This window comes from Acinetobacter sp. KS-LM10, assembly GCF_036896575.1.
GTDB classification, from domain to species: Bacteria; Pseudomonadota; Gammaproteobacteria; order Pseudomonadales; family Moraxellaceae; genus Acinetobacter; species Acinetobacter avistercoris.
Genome location: NZ_CP145906.1, coordinates 1,290,917 through 1,313,844, shown reverse-complemented (window position 1 = coordinate 1,313,844; position 22,928 = coordinate 1,290,917). Strand labels below are relative to the sequence as shown.

Sequence of the window (22,928 nt, the reverse complement as noted above, 5' to 3'; positions counted from 1 at the left end):
TTAATTCAGGCTATCAACACAGTCTTTAATCAGCTTAGGACCTGTATATATTAAGCCGCTATAAAGCTGAATCAATTGAGCACCTGCTTGTTGTTTCGTTGCCGCTTGCTCACCTTGTAGAATACCACCAACACCGATCAATGGTATTTGATCTTTCAATAATTTTGAAAATGCAGCCAAGCATTGCGTACTCTTTTCAAATACTGGCGCGCCAGATAAACCGCCAGCCTCATCTCCAAAAGGTAATTCTTCTACACCTTCGCGAGATAAAGTCGTATTGGTCACAATCAGACCGTCAATTTTGAATTCCAACAATTGAGAAGCAATAAAATCAATGTCTGTTTCTGTTAAATCTGGAGCAACTTTTAAAACCAAAGGTACATAGTGTTGAAACTCTTCAGCCAGTTCTAACTGACGTTTTTTGACTGTTTCAAGTAATTCAGTGAGTGCATGACCACTTTGTAGACTACGTAAATTTTTGGTATTGGGTGATGAGATATTTAGGGTAATGTATGACGCATAATTATAGACTTTTTCAAGACAAATCAAATAGTCTGAAACCGCATCTTCCACAGCAGTATCTGCATTTTTACCAATATTAATCCCCAGAATACCTTTATATTGCGAAGCTTTAACATTCTCGATGAGTTTATCTACACCGTCATTATTAAAACCCATTCGGTTAATAATCGCATTTGCTTTAGGTAGGCGGAATAATCTCGGTTGCGGGTTTCCAGCTTGAGGACGAGGCGTAATCGTCCCAATTTCGATAAAACCAAAACCTAAACTGGCCAAGGCATCGATATATGCGCCATTTTTATCTAGACCAGCAGCCAAACCCACTGGATTCGGGAATTGAATGCCCATACATGTTACAGGTTTTGGCTCAATATTTTGACGCATCAATCTCAATTTATAGGAAGATTTGAGTAATGATAATGTTAGATCATGAGCACGCTCTGGCGCCAAGGAGAAAAGGAATGGACGAGCAAGAGAATATAACATATTCAAAAAGTCTACTGCTTTTTAAGTTGGCACATTATAGGCACAGAAGCTTGAAAAGACCATGCCTGTCATAGGTTTATTTTCACCGTTTAAAGTATAGTCGCGGTTAATTTAATCTGCGTACCGACTTTATTTAACTCAAGTTTTTCAATACTTAAACCCATTTGTGTCATTTGTGTGAGTAGATTCGCCAGTACAGCATAATTCTCATGTTCAGCAACAATTTGTATTTTACCATCGACTTGTTGCGAAGCAATAGTAAGACCTTGCTGCTGAGCCACACGTTGAACTTTATCAGAGGCAGATAAACCTAAATCTGAGGCAGGCTTCATGGTCACTACATTAGTTTGCATCCAATTCAGCGTTTCTTTAAGTTCAATGAGACGTTTCTGTTGTAAGTTAGCCGCATTATTCATTTTCCACAAGCCTGCGCCTACAACGGCAACCACGACAATAATGCTCGCAACAATCACCAATACACGTTCACGTAGCGACAAACGCATTAATGAATCACGTATTTTTTCTACAAATTCGTCAATTTGATTTTGTGCTTTATCCATGATTTTCATTATTGTATTTTCACCAAACCAAGCACCGCTGTTCCTTCAGTTTTCACATTCCCCAGCTCAGCTTTAAATCCTTGTTTATTTAATTGAGCAACCAAAGCTTGAAGAGCTTCCGCAGATTTTGCTAACAAATCCATATTTAAACCTGCACCTTCATAAATCACTCGATTTGCGACTATTTGGTGCTGTGAAAGAATGGGACCTACACGGCTGATTAACTGAAGTGCTTGAAGATCTGCAGTTTGACTCATACGTAAATTGCTTTCAAACATGCTACTTAAGTTTTGCTCAGTCACACGACTATTCGCACCAAACCAAGTTTTATATTGCTCGACAGCGACGATCGCTGTTTGATCTGCAACTTTTTTAAATTTTACCCATCGCATTAAGTCATAACTAAATTGAACCACCAATAAAGCAACGATCAATAAAGCACATACTTGCCAGTAACCAGACATCCAACTTTTTTGAGATTTAGCTTTGGGCAACACGTTAAAAGGATGTGTTTTAGATTGAACAGGTGGCTGAAAACTATAATTAAAATGCTGACATTGCGCTACATCTGCCACGCTCACCAATGATTCAACTTGATCAGAGCTAAGATCAAAGTGTCTATAATGATCAGCCTTAGGCAATACATTTAAATACAGCCCCAAGTCATCTACTGATGCACCATTAAATTCTGCATGGCGAACCAAAAGTCGATTTTCAATATTTGCAATAACAACTTCGTTTTGCTTTGGATTTGGCAGGATCAGAAAATCAGGTAACAGCGCTACCACTTTTACAGGAATCAACGTTAAAGCATGCTGCATGGTCAAAACACTATTATGAGATATACCCAAAAGTGTGACTTGATTGGGTGCTTGAAAATGCGATAACACTTTCATTTGATCAATTGGCTGTATCACGTATTCTTCCAACAAATACTTCAAACCGTCTGCACCCAGCTGTTTATAGTGTGCTTTCGTCAAGGTTTGTTGAATAATTTGCACATTCCGACTTGGGAAAAAAACAACGGCTTCCTCACCGTGATAAGGCTTAATTTCTTGAATCAACACTTCTAGCGTTGATGCCTGCATCCAGCTTTCACCACGAGACCATTGCCAAACCCCATTGGCTTCAGGCATCCATAAATACAACATTTATTTTATTCTGCCATGTTAATTGTTGAGTTATAAAGTTTTATTATACATTCGGTATAAATGAATGTTTTTGTGTAGATAAACCATTTGCAATCACGTCTTGCTCATAAATACGTGCTTCAGCCAACGCAAAAGAATTAAAATATTCTGAAGTCAAAATTTCTTCAATATGGGCAACAACATTCATATGACAGACGACTACAATATTTTCAAAGGGTAATTGTGATAACCAATCTACAGCAAGTTTAGCATCATCTTCTGGTTTTATTTTATCGCAAACCAACATTTCGATAGTCGGAAAATGCTCTCGAATATATGCAATCGTCTCTTGTGCGCGTAACAAAGTACTCACCACAAAAATATCGGGTTTTACTTTATCCGCCAAATAGAGTGCTGTTTGTTTCGCTTGCTGATGACCTCGCGGTGTTAACGGTCGTTTAGTATCATTACCATCAAGTGCGGGTGAAGCTTCACCATGACGAACCAACGTTAATTGCATCTGCTTTCCCTAAAAACTAAAAATCGCATTTTATTGAAAATATATGACAAATCATCAATGTGTTTCAAAAATATCATACTTTATTATGTGGTAAAACAAATTCCACATCACTACGATGACCATTTTTCATCAATGACACAGCGATATTTAATGGTGGTGCATTCTCATAAATTACTTCATATAATGCAGTGGTTATCGGCATATATACATCTAATTCCTGTGTGCGTGCATGCACCTGAACAATGGTGTTAATACCTTCGGCTGTTTGACCTAATTCTTGTGTTGCTTGCTCTAATGTTTTACCCGATCCCAATGCAAAACCCACTTGATAGTTTCGACTCAGTGGACTATTACAGGTTGCAAACAAATCACCTACCCCAGACAATCCCAAAAAGGTCAGTGGATTCGCGCCTAATTTCACGGCAAATCGACTCATTTCGGCTAAGGCACGAGTCAGAATCATACTTTTAGTATTTTCACCAACTTTATAAGCTGCTGCCATGCCCATTGCGACTGCATATATATTTTTTAAAGCACCACCTAATTCAACACCATGCACATCGTCACTGCCAAACACACGAAACAAAGCACTATGCAATGCTTGTTGTACAGCATAACGTACCAACTCTGAATCACTGGCAATAACAGTACCAGCAGGCATACCCGCCATAATTTCTTTGGCTAGGTTTGGTCCTGAAAGCACACCATAAGGAACTTCTGGTAACTCTGAACGAATAATATCACTCATAAAACTAAAGGTCTTTGCTTCAATTCCCTTTGTTAACGATATGACCGCTTGTGAACTGATAAATGGCTTAATTTGCTGTAGGACATTTCTGAATGAGTGGCTTGGAATCGCCACCAAAATAATATCGCGATCACGAACTGCTTTTTCTAAATTTGTTTCCGCTTTTAAACTCGCTTCGAGGGTGTAATCTGGCAAATAACGTTGATTAATATGCGTATTATTCATTTCTGTAGCAATATTTTCATCACGAATCCAAATCATCGTATCGCAACCGTTTCTCGCCGCGGTATTGGCCATCGCAGTACCGAAACTCCCCCCACCGAGAACAGTCACACGTAAAGCTGTTTTTTTATCTAAAACGACAGGTTGTACCAAATCTGAAAAATTTAATTCCGACATTCTTTTTATCCTAATGAACTCAATATATCTAATTTGATCTTTAACTCAATATGCGAAATTAAATTAACAACCCCAATGACTCACATAGGGCTGAGTATCTATTTCCAATCGTGGTGGAATTGCTTTAAATGCTGTACCAATATAGATAATACCTGAAATCAAGTCATGCTCTTGTAGACCTAATTTAAGCTTTAATAATTTAGATTCAACCAATGCCCCACTCCGCCACATTGTCGAAAAGCCTTGAGCTTGTAAAGACAATAAAAAGTTTTGGATAGCAGCACCCGAACTTAAGGTTTGTTCAAAATACGGTACTTTAGGATGATCGACAAAGCGAGTTACCGCCAAAACCAATAAAGGCGCTCGTAAAGGATGATTACGCACACGTTCAATTTGCGCCTGTTCTTGCTCACCTAAATCTCGAGTAGCATCCATCAATAACTCACCAAATACTTCCCGCTGCTCACCCTTAACCACAATAAAATGGGTCGGCTTTAAACGATGATGGTCTGGTGCAGTTAAAGCAGCTTGGAATGCGAGCTCGAGTTGTTCTGAATTGGGAGAGGGTTCTACCAAATGTCCAATCGATTGACGTTGATGAATATTGTCATGCACGATGTGTAGAGAAGAATCTGACATTGACGATTAATCTATTAAAAACTCAGTAAAGCTTAGCTTAGCACAAACATGAAAAATTACTCTAGCCGCGTGAAAAAGCTTTTATGCCCCTTCATGAATTGAGCAATAATTCAGCATAAGCTTCAATTTTAATACATTAGCTTCAAAATTAATCCAAACTAAACTCATAATCTACACATATCAATCCAGTTAAATGATCCATAATTCGAATCAAATAAGGAAACTGAAAACAGATGAATATGAAAAAAACAGTGATTACCGCAGCAACGCTTTTATGTGTTTTACTTTTTACAGCATGTGCTTCAAACCCAACTCAAACACTAGCGATTCAAAAACCCAATAATCAGTACGAAATTACAGGCTTGGGTAAAACGGCAATTATTGCCAAAAACAATGCCATTGCAGCAGCAAATAAAACGTGCGGTAGAAACGCTGCACCTGTGTTAATTGATGAAAAAGTTGAATACAGTGGCGTTTTAAAAGGTGTGGTTAATGAAAAAACAGGCCAAATGGTGACAGCTGCTGCCACTATTCTTGGTTCAGTGATTGGAACAAATTCAAGTATTGAGAAAGACACAGACTACCAATCTGTGATTACTTTCAGCTGTAATAGCACAAAGTAATTGACGAAATATTTTACGAATGAGCGAAAGTACTTTTCCAATAGTGGAATAGCCAAAGTAATTTGTAATAAGCGAACGACTTAAAATAAATCAAATCTAATGCAAATAAAAAGTCCCGATTGGGACTTTTTATTTAAATCTTAAAACAGAATAGAAATAGATCAGTCTATTCGATAAACAGAATTAGCAATAACCATCTAAGCGTGTCAATGGAATTTTTTGACCAATGGCTTTTTCAATTTCAGGAAGATAATACGCATCATCTTCAGATAAGAAGCTAATGCTCACACCCCGACTACCCGCACGTCCTGTACGACCAATACGATGTACATAATCATCAGACTGTTCAGGTAAAGTGAAATTAATGACATGTGAAACATTGTCCACATGGATACCGCGTCCTGCAACATCAGTTGCAATCATAATGTTATGTTGGCCATTTTTGAATTGATCGAGCATTTTGATTCGTTTGTCTTGTGCAATTTCACCCGACAACATTACCACTTTATAGTTATCACGCTTTAAATGATCATAAAGTTTACGCACCTGATCACGTCGATTTGCAAATATCATAACTTTTTCGATCGGCTCATCACGTAAAATTTCTTCAAGCAAACGATATTTATCTGCTTTTCCAACCACATATACACGTTGTTCAACATCTGCATTGGTTTTCTTTTCAGGCTCAATTTCTACAGTAACAGGTTCATGTAGCCACTGTTGAGCAAGATTCAGCACGTCATAACTAAATGTTGCAGAAAACATCAACGTTTGACGCTGTTCTTTACGCGGTGAAAAACGCACAATTCGTTTTACTGAGGGGATAAAGCCCATATCAAGTAATCGATCAGCTTCATCAATAACCAAGAATTCTATTTGATCGAGCCAAATTTCTTTTTGTTCAGTAAAGTCGATTAATCGCCCTGGTGTCGCCACGATAATGTCAGCATGACCTTGATCAAGTAATTTTTTTTGTTTATCAAAATCAACCCCACCCACCAAAGTGACCACATTCAAATCAGAAAATTTAGTTAAATCTTTGGCATCATTTTCGATTTGAATCGCAAGTTCACGTGTCGGCGCCAAAATAAGTGCGCGAGGCTCTCCACGGAAACGCTTCGTTTCAATAGGGTTATGCAATAAATCATTAATAATACTGACAAGAAAAGCGGCTGTTTTTCCAGTACCAGTTTGTGCACGTCCAATTGCATCGTGCCCCGCCAAAGTATATTTCAATACTTTTTCTTGAATCGGGGTCATTTCTTTAAACCCTAAAGCATCTAACGCTTGCTTAAGTTGTGGATGTAAATTAAGGGTTTCGAAACCAGATGACATATATACGCGCTCTACGGTCAGATATTTAAAAATTATACCATTATAAACAAAAAAACGCCCCAATTCGTCTAAATTGGAGCGCCACCTAGTTTATTTAAAAACTTAGGATTAGTCTAAAGGCTGAACTTCTTCAGCCTGAAAACCTTTTTGACCTTGAACAACGCTGAATTCTACGCGTTGACCGTCACGTAGTGAACGGTGTCCGTCGCCTTGAATAGCGCGGAAATGAACAAAAACATCATCACCGCCAGCGCGCTGAATGAAGCCAAAACCTTTAGTATCGTTAAACCACTTAACAACGCCTTGTTCGCGAGCTGTCATAAGTAAATCCTCAGTTGGTAAGAAAAGGGATCACCCGGTGTTGCAAACAGCAGAGCAAACAAAGTTTCAAAACATTTTTGTATTTCAAAGCTTGTAATCATTCTGTAAAACTATTAACAAAATCCCGGTTATATCCATTAATACATCAGATTTAGAGCAGGGTAACCCCTAATCTAACCGTCAGTACGCAACGAGCTTAACATGGGTTAAAAACAATTAATAGAGGTATTTAATCTAATTATTGAACAATTATTTGTATATTTATCACTCAAATAACAATCATAATGAGACTGTGTTCTATGATCATAAATTTATTCGATCAATCACAACAAATTTGTTAGAATACAATCATTAATCTATTACTTTGATTCAGAAATGACTACACCTATTGTAATCGATGCACTTGGAAAACCCTGCCCTATGCCTTTATTGCTTTTAAAAAAGCAAATTAAAAAAAATATCGATCAACATCAGTATTTACTCAAGTCTTCAGATCCGAACAGTCAAATCGACATTATTCGATACTGTGAAATACACAAATTTTCATGTCAGATGGAGAAAATTTCAGCGAATGAATTCCATTATATGATTGAATCTTAATTGAAACTTAGTTAAGTTACTTAAAACTAACCATGTGCAAATGTGGAATATTAGTTTACATTTCACTACCCAATTTTCCTTAATTATGAATATGTTTACCTTTAAGATGAAGCTATTGGTTTTAAAACTATTATCCTATAAGGAGTACTCATGACTGACAGCAGCAATCAATTGATGCCCCTGTCATTGTCTGCGCCTGGGGTGAATCTTGGTGCCTACATTAGCACTGTAAATCAAATTCCGATTTTGACAGCTGAACAAGAAAAAGAGTTGGCTGATCGTTATTATTATGATCAAGATTTAGATGCAGCCAAAATGCTGGTGATGTCTCACTTGCGTTTTGTTGTACATATTGCCCGCAGCTATGCAGGTTATGGCCTTCCACAAGGCGATTTAATTCAAGAAGGTAATCTCGGTTTAATGAAAGCCGTTAAACGTTTCGACCCAACAATGGGCGTTCGTTTGGTGTCTTTTGCTGTGCATTGGATTAAAGCTGAAATTCATGAATATGTGATTCGTAATTGGCGTATCGTCAAAATTGCGACCACCAAGGCTCAACGTAAATTATTCTTTAATTTGCGCAGTCTAAAAAAATCAAGCAAAAAGCTGACGCTTGCAGAAGCCAAATCGATTGCTGAAGATTTAAATGTGACACCTGAACAAGTAATAGAAATGGAAGGTCGTCTTACTGCCTATGATGCTGCATTTGAAGCACAAGGTGATGATGACGATGAGGGTTCGACCTATGTCGCACCTGCCCTATATTTAGAAGATAATCGCTACGATCCAGCACGTTTAGCTGAAGAAGAAGATTATGAGCAACAAAGCACATCTGCATTACATGATGCCATGGGCCAGCTCGATGACCGTTCTCGTAATATTCTACAACGTCGTTGGTTAGATGATGATAAATCTACTTTGCATGAGTTGGCTGCCGAATATAATGTTTCTGCTGAACGTATTCGTCAACTTGAAAAAAATGCGATGGATAAGATCAAAGTTGCAATGTCATCAAACTAAATTAGACATTATGATGTTTGTATAAAAAAAGGGCGATTGCCCTTTTTTTATACGTAAAATTCGCACTATTTAATTGTTTTAGATTTAGTCAAAAGTTTAAATTATGCTATGGTTAAGCGCAATTTCTTACCCTTAGAGGCTCAGTATGTGGATTGGGATTTCGGCACTTAATTTAGCACTCGCCGTCTTGCTTGGCGCATTTGGTGCTCATGGTTTGAAAGCTCATGCTTCGGCTGCTCAAATCTCTTGGTGGCAAACGGCAACAGATTACTTTTTTTATCATGCATTGGGTTTATTAGCCTTAGCAATCATCGCTAAAGTTATTCCAACACTTCCCATTAAACTCAGTTTCATCTTCATGCAGATTGGCATAATTTTATTCTGCGGCTCACTGTATGTTATGGCTTTAGGCCTACCTCGTATTTTAGGTGCAGTGACGCCTATCGGTGGAGCATTCATGATTGCTGGATGGCTCGTATTGGCCTGGAATGCTTTTAAATACGTAAAATAAATTAAAGTGATAAAAGGACGACCTGTGAATATTTTTTTAAATGGTGAATTGAAATCGACTCAGTCCCAAAATTTATTAGAACTTATTCAAGAACTTTCATTAGAAAATAAACGTTTTGCTGTCGAGATGAATGAGATCATCATTGCCAAGAGCAAACTCGCGCAAACCACGTTTTCAGAATCAGATCGCATTGAAATTATTCACGCTGTCGGTGGCGGCTAAACGGAGCAAGCATGCAAGACACCCCTCTTATTATTGGTTCACGATCTTTTCAATCGCGCCTATTGGTTGGAACAGGGAAATATCTAAACCTCACAGAAACTGATTTAGCCATACAAGCCAGTGGTGCTGAAATCGTCACGGTTGCGATTCGCCGGGTAAATATTGGACAGGATCCAAGTCAACCTAATTTATTGTCGGTAATTCCACCTGAGAAATACACAATTTTACCCAACACAGCGGGTTGTTTTGATGCCAACAGTGCTGTGCGTACTTGTATGCTGGCGCGTGAGTTACTTGACGGTCACAATTTGGTGAAACTTGAAGTCCTCGGTGATGAAAAAACGCTTTATCCTAATATTATGGATACCTTGAAAGCGGCTCGCACTTTGGTCGATGATGGCTTTGAAGTCATGGTCTATACCTCTGATGATCCGATAGTAGCGCAAGAATTAGAAAGCATGGGCTGTGTTGCGATTATGCCGCTTGGTAGCTTAATTGGTTCAGGATTGGGGATCTTAAATCCACATACGCTTTCGATCATCAAAGAAAATGCCAAAGTCCCTGTTTTAGTTGATGCTGGTGTTGGAACTGCTAGTGATGCTGCTATTGCGATGGAATTGGGTTGTGATGGTGTATTGATGAATACAGCAATTGCCGCTGCTCAAAATCCAATTTTGATGGCTTCAGCAATGAAAAAAGCAGTTGAGGCGGGCCGTGAAGCTTTCCTCGCCGGTCGTATGCCACGCAAACGAATGGCTAATGCCAGTTCACCTGAAACGGGTTATTTCTTCAAATAAAATTGTATATAATATTAAAGAGGACTCGATAGAGTCCTTTTAACTCTAAAATCAATAAATAAAAAACTATTCAACTTAGAAAATATGCTTTTTGGTATTGATCACTACAACCTAAAATTTGAAGAACAATACAAATGATTAAAAAACCAATCAAAGTAGCAATGACCTTACTCTGCCTTTGTACATTGCCATCACTTTCCCGTGCAAAACCATCACCAAGCATGACTAAACTTGTCCCAAATGGGTGGAAAATTTTATCTTCAAGTGAAGGTGATTTAAACAAAGATAATCGTGCTGACATCGCAATGATTATTTAAAAAATTAAAACCTGACGTGCTTATTAAAGATGATGATGGCAAAGCCATTCACAATAACCCACGTAAATTATTGGTCTTTTTAAAACACCAAACTAGATATCAGTTAGCTACAGAAAATAAAACCATTCCTGTTGCAGAAGAAAAAAACTCATGTTTAGAAGATCCTTTAGCTGAAGCAGATGGAATTAAAATTAATAAAGGTATTTTAACTTTGGAGTTAAGCTACTTTATGTCGTGTGGTGGTTGGGAAAGACCTCAACATGCATATACTTTTAGATGGCAGAATAACGATTTCCAGCTCATTGGCTTTAATTACAATAGTTTTTCTCGTAATTCAGGTGAAATGACCAATAAAAGCTATAATTTTTCAACATCTAAATTAAAAGAAATTATCGGTGATAATATGTTTGAAGGCGGAATACCTAAAACAAAATGATCGACTTTTAAAGCCAAACAAGCTTTTACATTGACCAATGTCAATTTCAATGATTTCTATAACCAATTTAATGATTGATATTCATAATATTGATTTTTTGGAAAATAAAACCACCTCAAGAGGTGGTTTTATTTTGGTAATGAAATTGATTAAGGAATTAAGCCTTCATCTCGCATCGCCACTTGTACAGATTGACGTGATCCAACTTTATTACGTAATGCAACCACGTGTTCATACGGCGTTAAATCATGTTTTATTAATTTAGACCAGTTGGTGAGTACGAAAAGATAAGCATCAGCAGGGCCAAAATTATCATCTACCAAATAATCATTGTCTGACTCAGAAATTGTTTTATTTATATACGTCAACAAACGATCAACTTCGGCATACGCTTTTGTTTTAGCGGCATCATCCAATGCTGGTCCAAAAAATACAGCATATGCATCATGCAACTCTGAGTTTAAATATCCAAGCCATTCTAAAACTTTAGCTCGCCCTAAGCCTGATGGCGGGATCAAATCTTGTTTCGGATCGTGCTGTGCCAAAAAAGGAAGAATAGCAACATTTTCTGTCAAAATAAGTCCTGGATTAATTTCTAAGGCTGGCACATATCCTTTAGGATTCACTTTATAATAATCTACGTCTTTCTCAGTTTTATGTGTTTTTAAATCGACTCTTACAAGATCAAAATCAACATTAATTTCATTTAAAATAATATGCGCGGCAAGTGAACAGGCGCCTGGCGAATAATACAACTTCATAATAAATCCCTATTATTAAACTCTAGTCTCGAATGCAAGAGTATTGAATGCGAAAATGTTGAATACGAAAGTACTAAATTCGAGATTCTACATACTTATCTCAATTACCTATCTAACTTACTTATCCAATTTACTTATCTAATTCAGTGGTCTGACATAGTTATCTTTCTTCGCTATCTGAATACTTGATGATCTCACTCTTTATGTTTTAAAACGCTTCCAAGCAAGTTGCAAGTTCTACCAACAATAAATTGCAAGAAAGCGTAAAATTTCCCAATCTTCAACTTGAATATTCAATAAAAATACTTCTTTTTCAAGTTAATTTTAACTACGTTTTTACAGTCGATTTGTTTTAACATAGCCGACTTTAAGCAAAGTGTTAAAGGTTTGGTGTGATTAGTCTAAAAAAAGATGAATGGTTGTCCAATATTCGTACAGATATACTGGCGGGTATCGTCGTCGGCTTAGCACTCATACCAGAATCAATCGCATTTTCAGCAATCGCTGGTGTGGATCCACAGGTTGGCCTGTATGCTTCCTTCTGCATCGCTGTCACGATCGCCTTCTTTGGTGGACGTACAGCCATGATCTCGGCTGCTACCGGTGCTATGGCTTTACTCATGATCACCTTGGTTAAAGAGCATGGATTGCAATACTTACTTGCAGCCACAGTTCTCACAGGCGTTATTCAAATCATTGCGGGTTATTTCAAAGTTGCGAAACTTATGCGCTTTGTATCCCAGTCTGTGGTTTATGGTTTTTTAAATGCACTGGCTATTTTAATCTTTGTGGCCCAATTACCAGAAATGAGTAAGATGGATGGTACTGCCTATTTATTTTTAGCTATAGGTTTAGCAATCATTTACTTATTCCCCTATATTCCAAAAATTGGCAAAGCCATTCCCTCTCCTTTGGTCTGTATTATTGTATTAAGCTTGCTTGCACTGGGTTTAAGCACCGACATGCGTACGGTCAGTGATCTAGGAAACTTCCCTGACACTTTGCCTATTTTCATGATTCCTGAGATTCCTTTTAATCTTGATACCTTATTTATCATCCTACCCTATGCGATGACTTTAGCGACAGTGGGCTTACTTGAAACGATGATGACCACAACGGTTATTGATGAGGTTACGCAAACCGAAGGTGATCGTCATAAAGAATGTCGTGGACAAGGCGTTGCCAACATTGTCAGTGGATTTATGGGTGGTATGGCAGGTTGTGCCATGATTGGGCAATCAATCATTAATGTCAGCTCAGGGGCACGAACACGCTTATCTACACTCGTCGCAGGTGTCTTCTTACTCTGTCTGGTTGTATTTTTTAAAGATTGGTTGGCTTATATTCCAATGGCAGCACTGGTAGCGATTATGATCATGGTGGCATTCACTACGTTTAATTGGGAATCAGTCAAAAACTTCAGTAAGCATCCAAAGCAAAGTAATATTGTGATGCTCACCGTCGTGATTATTGTTCTTTCTACCCACAATTTGGCTTTAGGTGTGATTGCTGGCGTTCTCCTTTCGGCTTTATTCATGATTAATAAATTGGAAAGTGAAGTTAAGGTTCAGTCAGAGCTTGAACACAATAAAAGAGTCTACGTAGTGAAAGGTCAGATTTTTTTTAGTAGCTCAGATAAGTTTTATCGTTTCTTTGATTTTAATGAAAATATAAATACCGTTGAAATTGATCTAACACATGCGCATATTTGGGATATTACCTCAGTAAATATGTTGGCAAATGTTGTTTCTAAATTCGAATCAAAAAATATTCATGTCAACGTGATTGGTTTAAATGAAGCGAGTAGCACTCTGATAGAAAGATCCTAATTCCTGATTTTTTTAAGTATTCATTTGCTCTTTTTATTCAATAAAAAACCCAGTCAAGATGACTGGGTTTTTCGATTAATTTGCTAGATTAAAAACGGAACAATAACTTAAATAAACTCTTAATTCCGTTGAATATCGACTTCACAATATCTACAACCACATTGACGATTTGATTACCGAGCGATTGTTCTGGTGGTTGATTTGGATTTGATGGATTGGTTGGGTTGCTTGGATTATTAGGATCCGTCGGCTCAATCACAATCGGATCAAATAATTCAAGATCTACAATAATTGGATCATGATCTGAAGAACGATATGCATCATCAGCATAAAATAACGCTTGTTGTTCAGCTGTTTTATATTCGTTGTTGTAGTCTAAATTGGTTGGTTCATCTGCATTGATATGCCATGCAAAGGTACGTTTAACCAGCGGATATAAATTTGTATCTGCAATGGCATGATCCAAACTACCTGCTCCGCCATAACCCTCTTTATTACTATCTACACCAAAGACATAGCTGTAAGCTTTTTCACCTAATCCTTTGACTTTATCAGCTAAAAGATTGATGTAGTTCGCACGCTCTAGAGCCAATATTGGTTCTTCTTTCGCATAACTATTCAAATCACCCATCAATAGCACATTCGGAGTACCTTCAACTTGGGTTGGATTTTTTGCTAACCATTGCATTTGTTTTTCTACAGCAGTTAAACGAGTTTTATTCCAACAGCCTTGACCATCACCCTGATCTGCGTCTACAGATGTTGCATTACTTGGGCAACTGCCTTTAGATTTCAAATGATTCGGCACTACCGTAAATATTTTGCCACCTTTTAACGCTTGGAAACTTTGTGCCAAAATAACGCGATTCATATTGGTTTGATCATCAAAAATAGCCGCTTGATTAATCGGTTTTACGCGCGAGCTATTATAAATAATCGCGACAGCAATCGCATCACTGCCCAGTTTATTGCTATTCGGTGGAATCACATATTTCCAATTTGCACCCAAAGCTTTGGTTAAATAGGCAATTGCACTGTCTTCGCCATAACCATTGTTGGCAATTTCCATCAGACCATAGACATCTGCATCGATTTCTTTCATCGCACTGACAATTTTTGCATGCTGCTTATCAAATTCAGCTTGAGTCGTCGCACCGCGCTCTGTTGGGAAACCTTTTGCTGCGCCATTGTCATAATTGAGAACATTGAAAGCCACTGCACGAATTTGATTGGCATCTTTTTTCAGAACGTTCGGACGAGGATTCGTCGCTTCAACTTGAATTTTAGTCCGTTCTGCAATCGGTTGAATACGCCATGAATTAAAGCGATATTCTAAAATCCCTTCCACTTGCTTGACTTGATCGCCTGCACGTAAGGTGTTTTTCGCACTAAAATTCTGGGGTAACAACGGCGTTAAGTTTTGACTGTTATAGCCATCATCTAACTCAATTTTAGATCGTTTATTTTGTTCAGCTAAAGCCTTCGCTTCATTTGACAATGCAGGAAATAAGTTGGTTGGCATATACAAACGCCCCAAACTTAAAGACAATTGTCCATAACGTCCATAATTATAGTTTTCACTGACCGTCAAGGTTTGTGGCATTTTCACCAACATACCTTGGTATCGTTTAGGTGCATTACCTGTGCTCGCATCTAAACTTTCGAAGGGCAAGGTCACTGATATCGGTTGAATCCAGGTACTTGCTGAAGTATTACAGGTTTGGATATTGGCATTAATTTGATCCAGCTGTAATTGATTTTGATATTCAGTCAATCGACCATTCAAAATCACCTCTTCGCCGACCTTACCACCTGTCACATTACTGCTCGATGGAATATAAACAAAAATCGCATTACTTAAATCAGGCTTCGCTTTTGAATCAGGTGTTTGTACATAGAAACCTGAAAAACCATTGCTATAGCGATAATCCGCAGTAATAACACCACGTACTGTATAGTTCTGACCTTTTGTCGCCTTGTTTAAATCAGCAATAGCAGTATCGGATGCGCTACAACTTACAGGCGGTTGAACAGGTGTTGGCGTATTTGAAGTCAACAAATAGTTTGTGAATGCATTACGATCAGACCACTTTTCCCATCCACCCAAATCAAATGCGGCAGTTGGATCAATCGAAGATACAGCATTCGATAAAGTCGTTCGTTTAAAACTGTTACCCTTGGTTAAACCATTTGACCAACCATCGCCAGGATTATCACCCACAGCGCCAAAACGGTCTACAGCTACGCCATTGTGGTAGAGCACCAATGCATCATTACCATTAAAAGCTAGATTAGCCTGTTGCTGAACTGCAGTACCCAATTCCGTTTTTAAAGCAGAATGTCCCACCAAATAGCGTGATTGACTATTCAACTGACCTTGTAATGACACCGTCAAATTGGGCTGTGTTGCGCCATTCGGATATTGGCGAATTTCATAGTTTGCTAAATTGGCAACTGTATTGTCAGGGTTATAGATTTCTAACCCTTTTTTATTCGAGTTACCATCGATGTATTGGCTAAACATCAATTCTGCATGCGCCGAAAAAGAACACCCCGCAAGCGCAATACTTAATACTAAAAGTTGAGGATTAAACATTTTCATAATTTTAAACTTGATTATTTATTGTTCTTTTAACATAAGACCCAAGCATGACATTTACATGAATAGATCATGACAATTTTACTGCATTTTGCTATTAATTCAGTGACAACAATACAGAGTTTTATTCAAATAAGTTTGACTTGTAAGACTCAGGTCTTAAAATACCGCATTCAAATTTATTTCATTTGCCAAAATTATGTCGAACGAACCATTAAATCCGCAAGTTGTAGAATTAGACAACTTGAACGAGCAACGCGAAATTGTCACATTCATGCGCCGTTCATCTCCTTTGAATACTTCACAACGTACTGCGCTTGAACAATATGGTCACTTAATTTTGGAATATCCTGTTGGTGACTTACGCCAACATTTTGAACACCCTGAACGACCACTAACCGTAGAGATCGGTTTTGGTATGGGGCGCTCTTTGGTGTTGATGGCAAAAGCCAATCCAGAACGTAACTTTGTAGGAATCGAAGTTCACATTCCAGGTATTGCACAATGCGTATATGAAGCAGGTATGGCTGAAGTCACGAACTTACGTCTACTCGATGCTGATGCGATTCAAGTGCTTCGTGAAATGCCAGATAATAGTATCAATGCCATTCAACTGTATTTCCCAGATCCTTGGCAAAAGAAACGTCATTTCAAGCGTCGTTTCGTGTCACATGACCGTATGCCATTGGTTGAGCAAAAGTTAGAAATGGGTGGCACATTCCACTCAGCAACAGATTGGGAACCGTATGCAGAATGGATGCTTGATGTATTAGACAACCGTCCAAATCTTGAAAATATTGCGGGCAAAGGAAATAGCTATCCACGTCCTGATTGGCGTCCACAAACTAAATTTGAACGTCGTGGTTTAGAAGAGGGTCATAAAATCAATGATTTCTACTTCAAGAAAATCAATTAATAAATGATGATTTAATCACATAAATTTAAAAGTAAAAAACAGGGCGATATGTCCTGTTTTTTTTGATCCTTAGATTCTTAATTATTGATTTAGATGTTGATTCATTTTTATAACGTTTATTATATGTTTAGTGCTGAATATAAAGATTGGCTTTGTTGATTGTTAGTCAAAGCTTGAAACCTATTTTTTTAATCCATCTACGTTATTCAAATTGACTATAAATCTCTTTCATAAGTCGAAATATGATCATCGAGTGGTCATAAATTGATACGTAAAAATCCCTTCTCCCTTTGGGAGAAGGTTAGGATGAGGGAAAATTCATGATGAGTCTGTTGTATGAATAATGACTTTTGAAAGAAGTCGTATTTACACTGAATATAAAAACTGAATATAAGATTGAAACAGAATCCTTAAAATACGTATTCCTCTTTCAGCCAGCAAACGTCTAAGCATTCTCTACAAGTTTATCATTTCAATCTTTTTAGCTCGCTTTCAACTCAAATAAAAATGATTCAAAAAGTTAATCCATTGCTATGACTGATCATGTCTATTAATGATGCTTTGACTTAACAAGCCATAGATCTGTTTTAAGTCCTCTCTTTTTGCATCCGCCAACATCTGTGTATGCATGTTGATAATATTTTGATCCCCACGCACTGCAGGTCCTGTTTGCATCAACTTTGGATCACTTTGTGTCACTTTATTTGCAGTTTCTAAAATCAAGGGATAGAGCAAACTAAAATCAACCTGCTTTGCATCAACAACCTGTTTGGCCATGTCGTAGCAATAGTTGGTGAAATTAGATGCAAATACTGCAGCCAAATGTAAGCTTAAACGCTGTGCAGAATCATACTGATATACTCGCTGAGTTAAACTTTCCGCTATGTTTGTTAGCGTGATTGCATCCATAGCTTCTATGGCTTCAATAAAAATAGGCGTGTTCGACCATTCAACATCCCGTTCAAAACTAAACGTTTGCAACGGATAAAAGACACCTGAACGCTGATGGTGTTCAGTTAATATATTGAGATTGGTACTGCCTGATGTATGAACAATCAATACATTTTTTAATATTCCACTGAGGGCAACAATTACATCTGCGATGGCCTGATCACTCACCGCAATAACCGCCAAGTCGATGTCCGAATGAAGCTGATTTAGTACATGCTTTGCTTGCGCACCGACCTGTTCAGCCAAGTTCACGGCATGTTTTAAGTCTCGACTCCATACGTCTACAATTTCATGTTCTCGCTTTAAAGTTCGTGCCAAATGAGTAGCGACACGACCTGCTCCAATGAAACTGATCCGCATGTGTTTATTTCCTATTTTATTGCTTATGAATTTGCGCTTAGCATGCCAATAAAAAAAGGACGAATCAATTCGTCCTTTAAATTTAAATCTGAATAATCAACAAATAATGAATGATTACGAATTTATTCAACAAAATGCTCAAATTAAGCAGAATATTCAAATATTAATTAAACACATTGTTCAGGTAGATGATGCGTTCATTCGTCCGTTGGACAAAGCAATTTTTATACTGCATTTCAGCATTTTTTGTATGCATTGATTCATCCCAATAATCCGCTTGCTTCTGATACGTCTCACGATCATTTTCAGAAATTTGATGAACGCGTTTTTGTGAAATGACTTTACAATCTACATCACGCTTTTCAAACCATTCAGCCTGAACTTGTTTCAGCTGCGTTTTTTGTTCTTCACTGAAGCGATCCCATGTTTGATTGAGGCGTTCGACTACTTTTTTCTGATCATCATCTATTTCTTTATTACGAATATTCATCGCTATTAATGCCAATTCAGTCTGTGCTGCATTTTTAACACTAGCGACAGTTTCACGATCACGCATTTCTTGATTTTCTTTAACGTAAGCTTCATATTGCACGGCTTTAGTGCTGATAGAAACAACGGCTCTAATGACTTCATTTTGATGTTCAGCATTTAAGCTAATGCCTTCTTTATCGGTCTTAACCACATCAAATTTAAATTTACCTTTAACTAAGTCATTTTCAATACTGAGTGGCGCTTCGTTTGCTTCTAAGTAATCATTTAGAGTTGCATGACCACCTTCCTCTTCACAATGGTCACATTGCGCACCTTGTTCCAAATATGCATTTTCAGCACGCTTTTGTAAGCCTTTCGGAAAATTCACCACCACTTGGCCTTCACATTCTAGCTGTGATGTTGCTTTAGGATCTTGAGTTATCGTACGAATATTTTTAATTTCAAATTTCAAACTATCATTAATTTTTTTAAGCAAAGCTTCATCTGCTTGATAATAACGAGAAGCTCTTAAACTCTTATCAATTTCTTTTAAATATTCTTGTTTTAAGAATGTTTGTAAATTATTCACATGATCCTGATTGGTACAACTCCAATCCGTATTTTCTGTGAGTACAGCTTCATCTTTTTTGAACTTGAATTTATCACAGCCTGAAAGTGATAATGACACTGCGACTGCACCAATAAATAATAATTTATACATAGAGTTAACCTTATTCTGATTATTTTATATATTTTAAACTTGAGCATTATTTATTCTTTTACATATTAAATCAACAAAGCCTCAAAAATGAGGCTTTGTTGAGACACTTCAATGAAAATTTAAATACGTTTTAGTTCACTTTTTCAACACCATCTGAACTCACTTTACGTTCAACGCCTGTTTCAGTATTGGTCACAGAAAACTCAATTCGACGATTTTTAAATTTACCTTCTTCTGTTGAATTATCTGCTACAGGATGGTCTTGACCATAACCTTCAGGTTTTAACTTACTTTCATCAACGCCTTTGGAAATCAAATAATCGACCACTGACTGCGCGCGCTGTTGCGACAAAACTTTATTACTTTCAGCAGAACCGACGGTATCAGTAAAACCTTTAACGGTAAGATGCACATTCGGTACACGCTTGATCAAGGTTGTCGCTTGATCGAGTACTGTTTTATTTGCCTCTGGAATTTCACTGGAAGCCGTTGCGAAATTGATGATTTGTATATTTAAGGCTTCTGCAATATCCAATGGTTTGACTTGATCAGGATTAATTTTTGCCAATGCTTTTTCTGCTTCACTGATACTACTATCTACTGCTTGGTCCATATCAACCGCTTTTTGAACATTGACATTTAGATTGGGAACTAAGGGTGTAATTTGAGCTGCCAGATTTTGCAGTGCTTGCGCATCTGTACCTTGCAATAAAATTTCATTCCCTGTCCACGTTAAAGTCGTATTCGGTAATCCTTTCACTAAATTCAAAATACTCGACAAAGCATTTTGATCAATCAGTTCAGGTTGATACTGCTGACTTGAGTCGATACCACACCCAATTGGATGGTTAAACAACTGTTTCACTTCCGTTTGAACAATGTCGGTAAAGCTTGGATTACCAATATGTGCCTGACAATTCACTAAACTTCCAGCGGCATCTGTCGTTAGCTGAAACAATGCAGGTTGCGCATTAGCGTTGGTCATCACTGATTGATCATTTGCGGAATGGACTTGTTCTTTGTTATTGCAATAACGTAAAAACAAAACCACCAATAATGCTAAAACGATCAATGCGATCAAAGGTAACCATAACTTCGATTTCTCTTTTTCCGGTTCTGGCGGCGGTGTTTGCTGAATAGGTGGCGCAACATATGAGGGAATAACGGTCGCTGTAGGATCTATAGCCGTATTTGCGGCCAATGCTCCTGATGTTAGACCGATACCTAGCCCACCTAGAATAGATGTAGCCCACAATGGTAAAGCTGTACGAATGGAATCTGCATGCTGCCCTAGAAAATGCGCAATCGTATGCTCATCATTACTACCAGCCAAGTCTTCTAAAACACCTAATGTTGGTGCAATAGAATAATTTAACAAAGTTTCCGTTTTTTCTTTTGATACGCCTGATAAAGGTTGATGGATTTCATCAATTAAATGAGTTGCAGCAGAAGGCTCATTTAGGAATAAATCGGTCACTCTTGGATTCAAATTATTTTGTAAAGATGAAATTAAGGTCGGATTATTTTTGAGTAAAGACAGCAAAATTGGAATAAAATTTGATATTACAGTGCTGTTTTCATTGAATAAATTTGGTTCTTGAGATAATGATTCTTGATTTAAAACGATGGGAATAACACGGTCTTTTAATATTTGGATTAAATCCATGTTGAATGCTCCTGTTATTAGTTTGGTTATATTTACTTTTTTTTATCTCGCAAGACTTATACTAAAAGCTATTAAAGCTAAGCTTGATTGTATTTATGTATAGTTTTTATCCAGTATGAGTTCGTTCGTCTAAAAACCTTTCATTAACAATCCACTTATTAATAATAAAATTTTAAACGGGCATTAAAAAAGCCAGCCGAAGCTGACTTTTGCTTTCATTACACTTTTGCTAAGCAATAAAAACGCGCTGTACTTTGCCTTTTACTTGCGTGCCAATTAACGGCGTATTTTTACCCTGAGATAAAATTGTGTCTTTAGCCACAGTCCACTCAAAAGCAGGATCAATGAGGATTAAACCTGATTGTGCTTTCCAGCGTTCAACCATTTGTGCAACCCGTGCAGGTGCAAGCGTAACTTTCTCAACCCATTCGAGTGGTTCAAATAAACCCTCTTCAATCAATTGAATACCAAAAGCCACATAAGTATCAAAAGCAGTGATTCCTGGGGTCGTTTCTGCAAATGGAGCAAGTTTTGCAGAACTACTGAGCGGTTCATGATGCGTACAAATTGCGTCAATCACACCATCTTTTAATGCTTTTCTTAAACTGTTTTTGTCTTGTTCTGAGCGCAAAGGTGGACGAACATGTGCCAATGAATTAAACCCATCGATTAACTCTTCGGTTAGATGTAATTGATGCATCGCAACATCACAAGTGACAGCCAAACCTTTATCTTTGGCGATCTTGATCAAATCGACAGATGCCCCACACGACAACAGACCGAAATGAGCACGAACGCCAGTCACTTCAATCATTAATAAGTATTTTGCAATCGCAATAGATTCCGCTAATGCAGGAATCATCGGCAAGCCTTGACGTGAAGCAATGAAGCCTTCATGCACACAGCCATCTTTTGCGATCTGTGGCTCCTCTGCATAAAATACGACTGTCATATTCACACCCGCTGCATATTCAAGCGTGCGAAGAACGACATCATCATCTGCAAAAGGTGCATTGGCATTTGAAACAGCAGTACAACCGCCTTTTTTCAGACCTGCCATATTGGCGGGTTGTTTACCGTTTAAGCCTTGTGTCTGTGCACCAATCACTTCTAAGTATATCCCACCATCAAGCTTGGCTTTTTCCACCAAACCATGGATGAGTGCACCATTGTCTTGAACAATTGGTTTAGAGTCTGGCGGTGTAAACACATGCAAAATGCCATTTTCACGTGCTGCTTTACCTTCAGACTTTAACGTTCCGTGTTGCTGCTGTCCTGGCTCACGTAAACGCGCGCACAGATCAACCATAGTTGGCATCAACCATTGACCTTGACCATCAATGCTTTCGATTATATTTGAACTTTCGGGAACCAATTTACCATTTTCAATATAAACGGTTTGAATACTGTCAGTCTTTTGAATAGGATCTAGAACGCGGACATTTTCAATTTTTACAATAGTCATGACTTA

24 protein-coding genes are annotated in these 22,928 nt (G+C 37.8%); 9 read left to right on the top strand and 15 right to left on the bottom strand.

Going from position 1 to position 22,928, the window contains the following annotated elements:
• The 6 genes from V5M36_RS05995 to V5M36_RS05970 form a co-directional block, all read right to left on the bottom strand.
• Nucleotides 1–1,005, bottom strand: a complete 1,005-nt coding sequence (locus tag V5M36_RS05995; RefSeq protein WP_338564073.1) for a quinone-dependent dihydroorotate dehydrogenase — start codon at nt 1,003–1,005, stop codon at nt 1–3.
• Nucleotides 1,006–1,094: 89 nt separating this feature from the next.
• A complete protein-coding gene (gspM, locus tag V5M36_RS05990) occupies nt 1,095–1,574 on the bottom strand; it encodes a type II secretion system protein GspM (protein WP_338563044.1) in 480 nt (159 codons plus the stop codon).
• Nucleotides 1,574–2,716 carry a type II secretion system protein GspL gene (gene gspL / locus V5M36_RS05985; RefSeq protein ID WP_338563042.1) on the bottom strand — a complete coding sequence of 381 codons (1,143 nt, stop codon included), beginning with the start codon at nt 2,714–2,716 and terminating at the stop codon, nt 1,574–1,576. The genes gspM and gspL overlap by 1 nt, the downstream gene beginning before the upstream one ends.
• 43 nt (nt 2,717–2,759) lie before the next feature.
• Entirely contained in the window at nt 2,760–3,215 is a 456-nt protein-coding gene (locus V5M36_RS05980; protein WP_338563039.1) for a SixA phosphatase family protein, read from the bottom strand.
• A gap of 73 nt (nt 3,216–3,288) precedes the next feature.
• Nucleotides 3,289–4,362, bottom strand: a complete 1,074-nt coding sequence (locus V5M36_RS05975; protein WP_338563034.1) for an NAD(P)H-dependent glycerol-3-phosphate dehydrogenase — start codon at nt 4,360–4,362, stop codon at nt 3,289–3,291.
• A 63-nt stretch (nt 4,363–4,425) separates the two neighbouring features.
• Nucleotides 4,426–5,001 carry a nitroreductase family protein gene (locus V5M36_RS05970; protein WP_338563032.1) on the bottom strand — a complete coding sequence of 192 codons (576 nt, stop codon included), beginning with the start codon at nt 4,999–5,001 and terminating at the stop codon, nt 4,426–4,428.
• Between the two features lie 239 nt (nt 5,002–5,240).
• On the opposite strand from V5M36_RS05970, the gene V5M36_RS05965 reads away from it, so the two are divergent.
• Nucleotides 5,241–5,624 carry a hypothetical protein gene (locus V5M36_RS05965; protein WP_338564070.1) on the top strand — a complete coding sequence of 128 codons (384 nt, stop codon included), beginning with the start codon at nt 5,241–5,243 and terminating at the stop codon, nt 5,622–5,624.
• A gap of 183 nt (nt 5,625–5,807) precedes the next feature.
• Here the strand turns inward: V5M36_RS05965 and rhlB are convergent, their stop codons facing one another.
• Together rhlB and V5M36_RS05955 are read right to left on the bottom strand one after the other, a co-directional pair.
• Entirely contained in the window at nt 5,808–6,959 is a 1,152-nt protein-coding gene (gene rhlB / locus V5M36_RS05960; RefSeq protein ID WP_338563030.1) for an ATP-dependent RNA helicase RhlB, read from the bottom strand.
• Between the two features lie 108 nt (nt 6,960–7,067).
• Nucleotides 7,068–7,280 carry a cold-shock protein gene (locus tag V5M36_RS05955; protein WP_004822370.1) on the bottom strand — a complete coding sequence of 71 codons (213 nt, stop codon included), beginning with the start codon at nt 7,278–7,280 and terminating at the stop codon, nt 7,068–7,070.
• Between the two features lie 375 nt (nt 7,281–7,655).
• On the opposite strand from V5M36_RS05955, the gene V5M36_RS05950 reads away from it, so the two are divergent.
• The 5 genes from V5M36_RS05950 to V5M36_RS05930 all read left to right on the top strand — a co-directional run bounded on the left by V5M36_RS05950 (nt 7,656) and on the right by V5M36_RS05930 (nt 10,430).
• Nucleotides 7,656–7,880: a sulfurtransferase TusA family protein gene (locus tag V5M36_RS05950; RefSeq protein ID WP_338563024.1), complete on the top strand. Its 225-nt coding sequence runs from the start codon at nt 7,656–7,658 to the stop codon at nt 7,878–7,880.
• A 150-nt stretch (nt 7,881–8,030) separates the two neighbouring features.
• Nucleotides 8,031–8,900: an RNA polymerase sigma factor RpoH gene (gene rpoH / locus V5M36_RS05945; RefSeq protein ID WP_338563021.1), complete on the top strand. Its 870-nt coding sequence runs from the start codon at nt 8,031–8,033 to the stop codon at nt 8,898–8,900.
• Between the two features lie 145 nt (nt 8,901–9,045).
• Nucleotides 9,046–9,411: a DUF423 domain-containing protein gene (locus V5M36_RS05940; RefSeq protein WP_338563019.1), complete on the top strand. Its 366-nt coding sequence runs from the start codon at nt 9,046–9,048 to the stop codon at nt 9,409–9,411.
• A gap of 24 nt (nt 9,412–9,435) precedes the next feature.
• Complete coding sequence (gene thiS, locus V5M36_RS05935; RefSeq protein ID WP_338563016.1) at nt 9,436–9,633, top strand: sulfur carrier protein ThiS; 198 nt, start codon at nt 9,436–9,438, stop codon at nt 9,631–9,633.
• A gap of 11 nt (nt 9,634–9,644) precedes the next feature.
• Nucleotides 9,645–10,430 (top strand): thiazole synthase, encoded by a 786-nt coding sequence (locus V5M36_RS05930; protein WP_338563013.1) that lies wholly within the window; start codon nt 9,645–9,647, stop codon nt 10,428–10,430.
• A gap of 70 nt (nt 10,431–10,500) precedes the next feature.
• Here V5M36_RS05930 and V5M36_RS05925 read toward each other — a convergent pair whose 3' ends face one another.
• Entirely contained in the window at nt 10,501–10,731 is a 231-nt protein-coding gene (locus tag V5M36_RS05925; protein ID WP_338563011.1) for a hypothetical protein, read from the bottom strand.
• Nucleotides 10,732–10,763: 32 nt separating this feature from the next.
• Between V5M36_RS05925 and V5M36_RS05920 the strand changes: the two genes are divergently transcribed.
• Nucleotides 10,764–11,183 (top strand): hypothetical protein, encoded by a 420-nt coding sequence (locus V5M36_RS05920; protein WP_338563009.1) that lies wholly within the window; start codon nt 10,764–10,766, stop codon nt 11,181–11,183.
• A gap of 149 nt (nt 11,184–11,332) precedes the next feature.
• On the opposite strand, the gene V5M36_RS05915 is transcribed toward V5M36_RS05920, so the two are convergent.
• Complete coding sequence (locus tag V5M36_RS05915; RefSeq protein WP_338563007.1) at nt 11,333–11,944, bottom strand: glutathione binding-like protein; 612 nt, start codon at nt 11,942–11,944, stop codon at nt 11,333–11,335.
• Between the two features lie 392 nt (nt 11,945–12,336).
• Here V5M36_RS05915 and V5M36_RS05910 point away from each other — a divergent pair, with 392 nt between their 5' ends.
• The gene (locus V5M36_RS05910; RefSeq protein WP_338563005.1) at nt 12,337–13,773 is read left to right on the top strand and encodes a SulP family inorganic anion transporter; all 1,437 of its coding nucleotides are present in this window, start codon (nt 12,337–12,339) and stop codon (nt 13,771–13,773) included.
• Nucleotides 13,774–13,861: 88 nt separating this feature from the next.
• Here V5M36_RS05910 and V5M36_RS05905 read toward each other — a convergent pair whose 3' ends face one another.
• The gene (locus V5M36_RS05905) at nt 13,862–16,375 is read right to left on the bottom strand and encodes an ExeM/NucH family extracellular endonuclease (RefSeq protein ID WP_445206310.1); all 2,514 of its coding nucleotides are present in this window, start codon (nt 16,373–16,375) and stop codon (nt 13,862–13,864) included.
• 196 nt (nt 16,376–16,571) lie between these two features.
• Between V5M36_RS05905 and trmB the strand changes: the two genes are divergently transcribed.
• Nucleotides 16,572–17,288, top strand: coding sequence for a tRNA (guanosine(46)-N7)-methyltransferase TrmB (trmB, locus tag V5M36_RS05900; RefSeq protein WP_338563002.1), 717 nt, complete (start codon nt 16,572–16,574; stop codon nt 17,286–17,288).
• Between the two features lie 531 nt (nt 17,289–17,819).
• Here the strand turns inward: trmB and V5M36_RS05895 are convergent.
• From V5M36_RS05895 to V5M36_RS05880, 4 genes are all read right to left on the bottom strand, one after another.
• Nucleotides 17,820–18,599, bottom strand: a complete 780-nt coding sequence (locus V5M36_RS05895) for a Rossmann-like and DUF2520 domain-containing protein (protein WP_338562999.1) — start codon at nt 18,597–18,599, stop codon at nt 17,820–17,822.
• A gap of 163 nt (nt 18,600–18,762) precedes the next feature.
• Nucleotides 18,763–19,791, bottom strand: coding sequence for a lysozyme inhibitor LprI family protein (locus V5M36_RS05890; protein ID WP_338562996.1), 1,029 nt, complete (start codon nt 19,789–19,791; stop codon nt 18,763–18,765).
• Nucleotides 19,792–19,921: 130 nt separating this feature from the next.
• Entirely contained in the window at nt 19,922–21,457 is a 1,536-nt protein-coding gene (locus V5M36_RS05885; RefSeq protein ID WP_338562995.1) for an OmpA family protein, read from the bottom strand.
• Nucleotides 21,458–21,686: 229 nt separating this feature from the next.
• The gene (locus V5M36_RS05880; protein ID WP_338562994.1) at nt 21,687–22,922 is read right to left on the bottom strand and encodes a dihydroorotase; all 1,236 of its coding nucleotides are present in this window, start codon (nt 22,920–22,922) and stop codon (nt 21,687–21,689) included.
• Between the last annotated feature and the right edge of the window lie 6 nt (nt 22,923–22,928).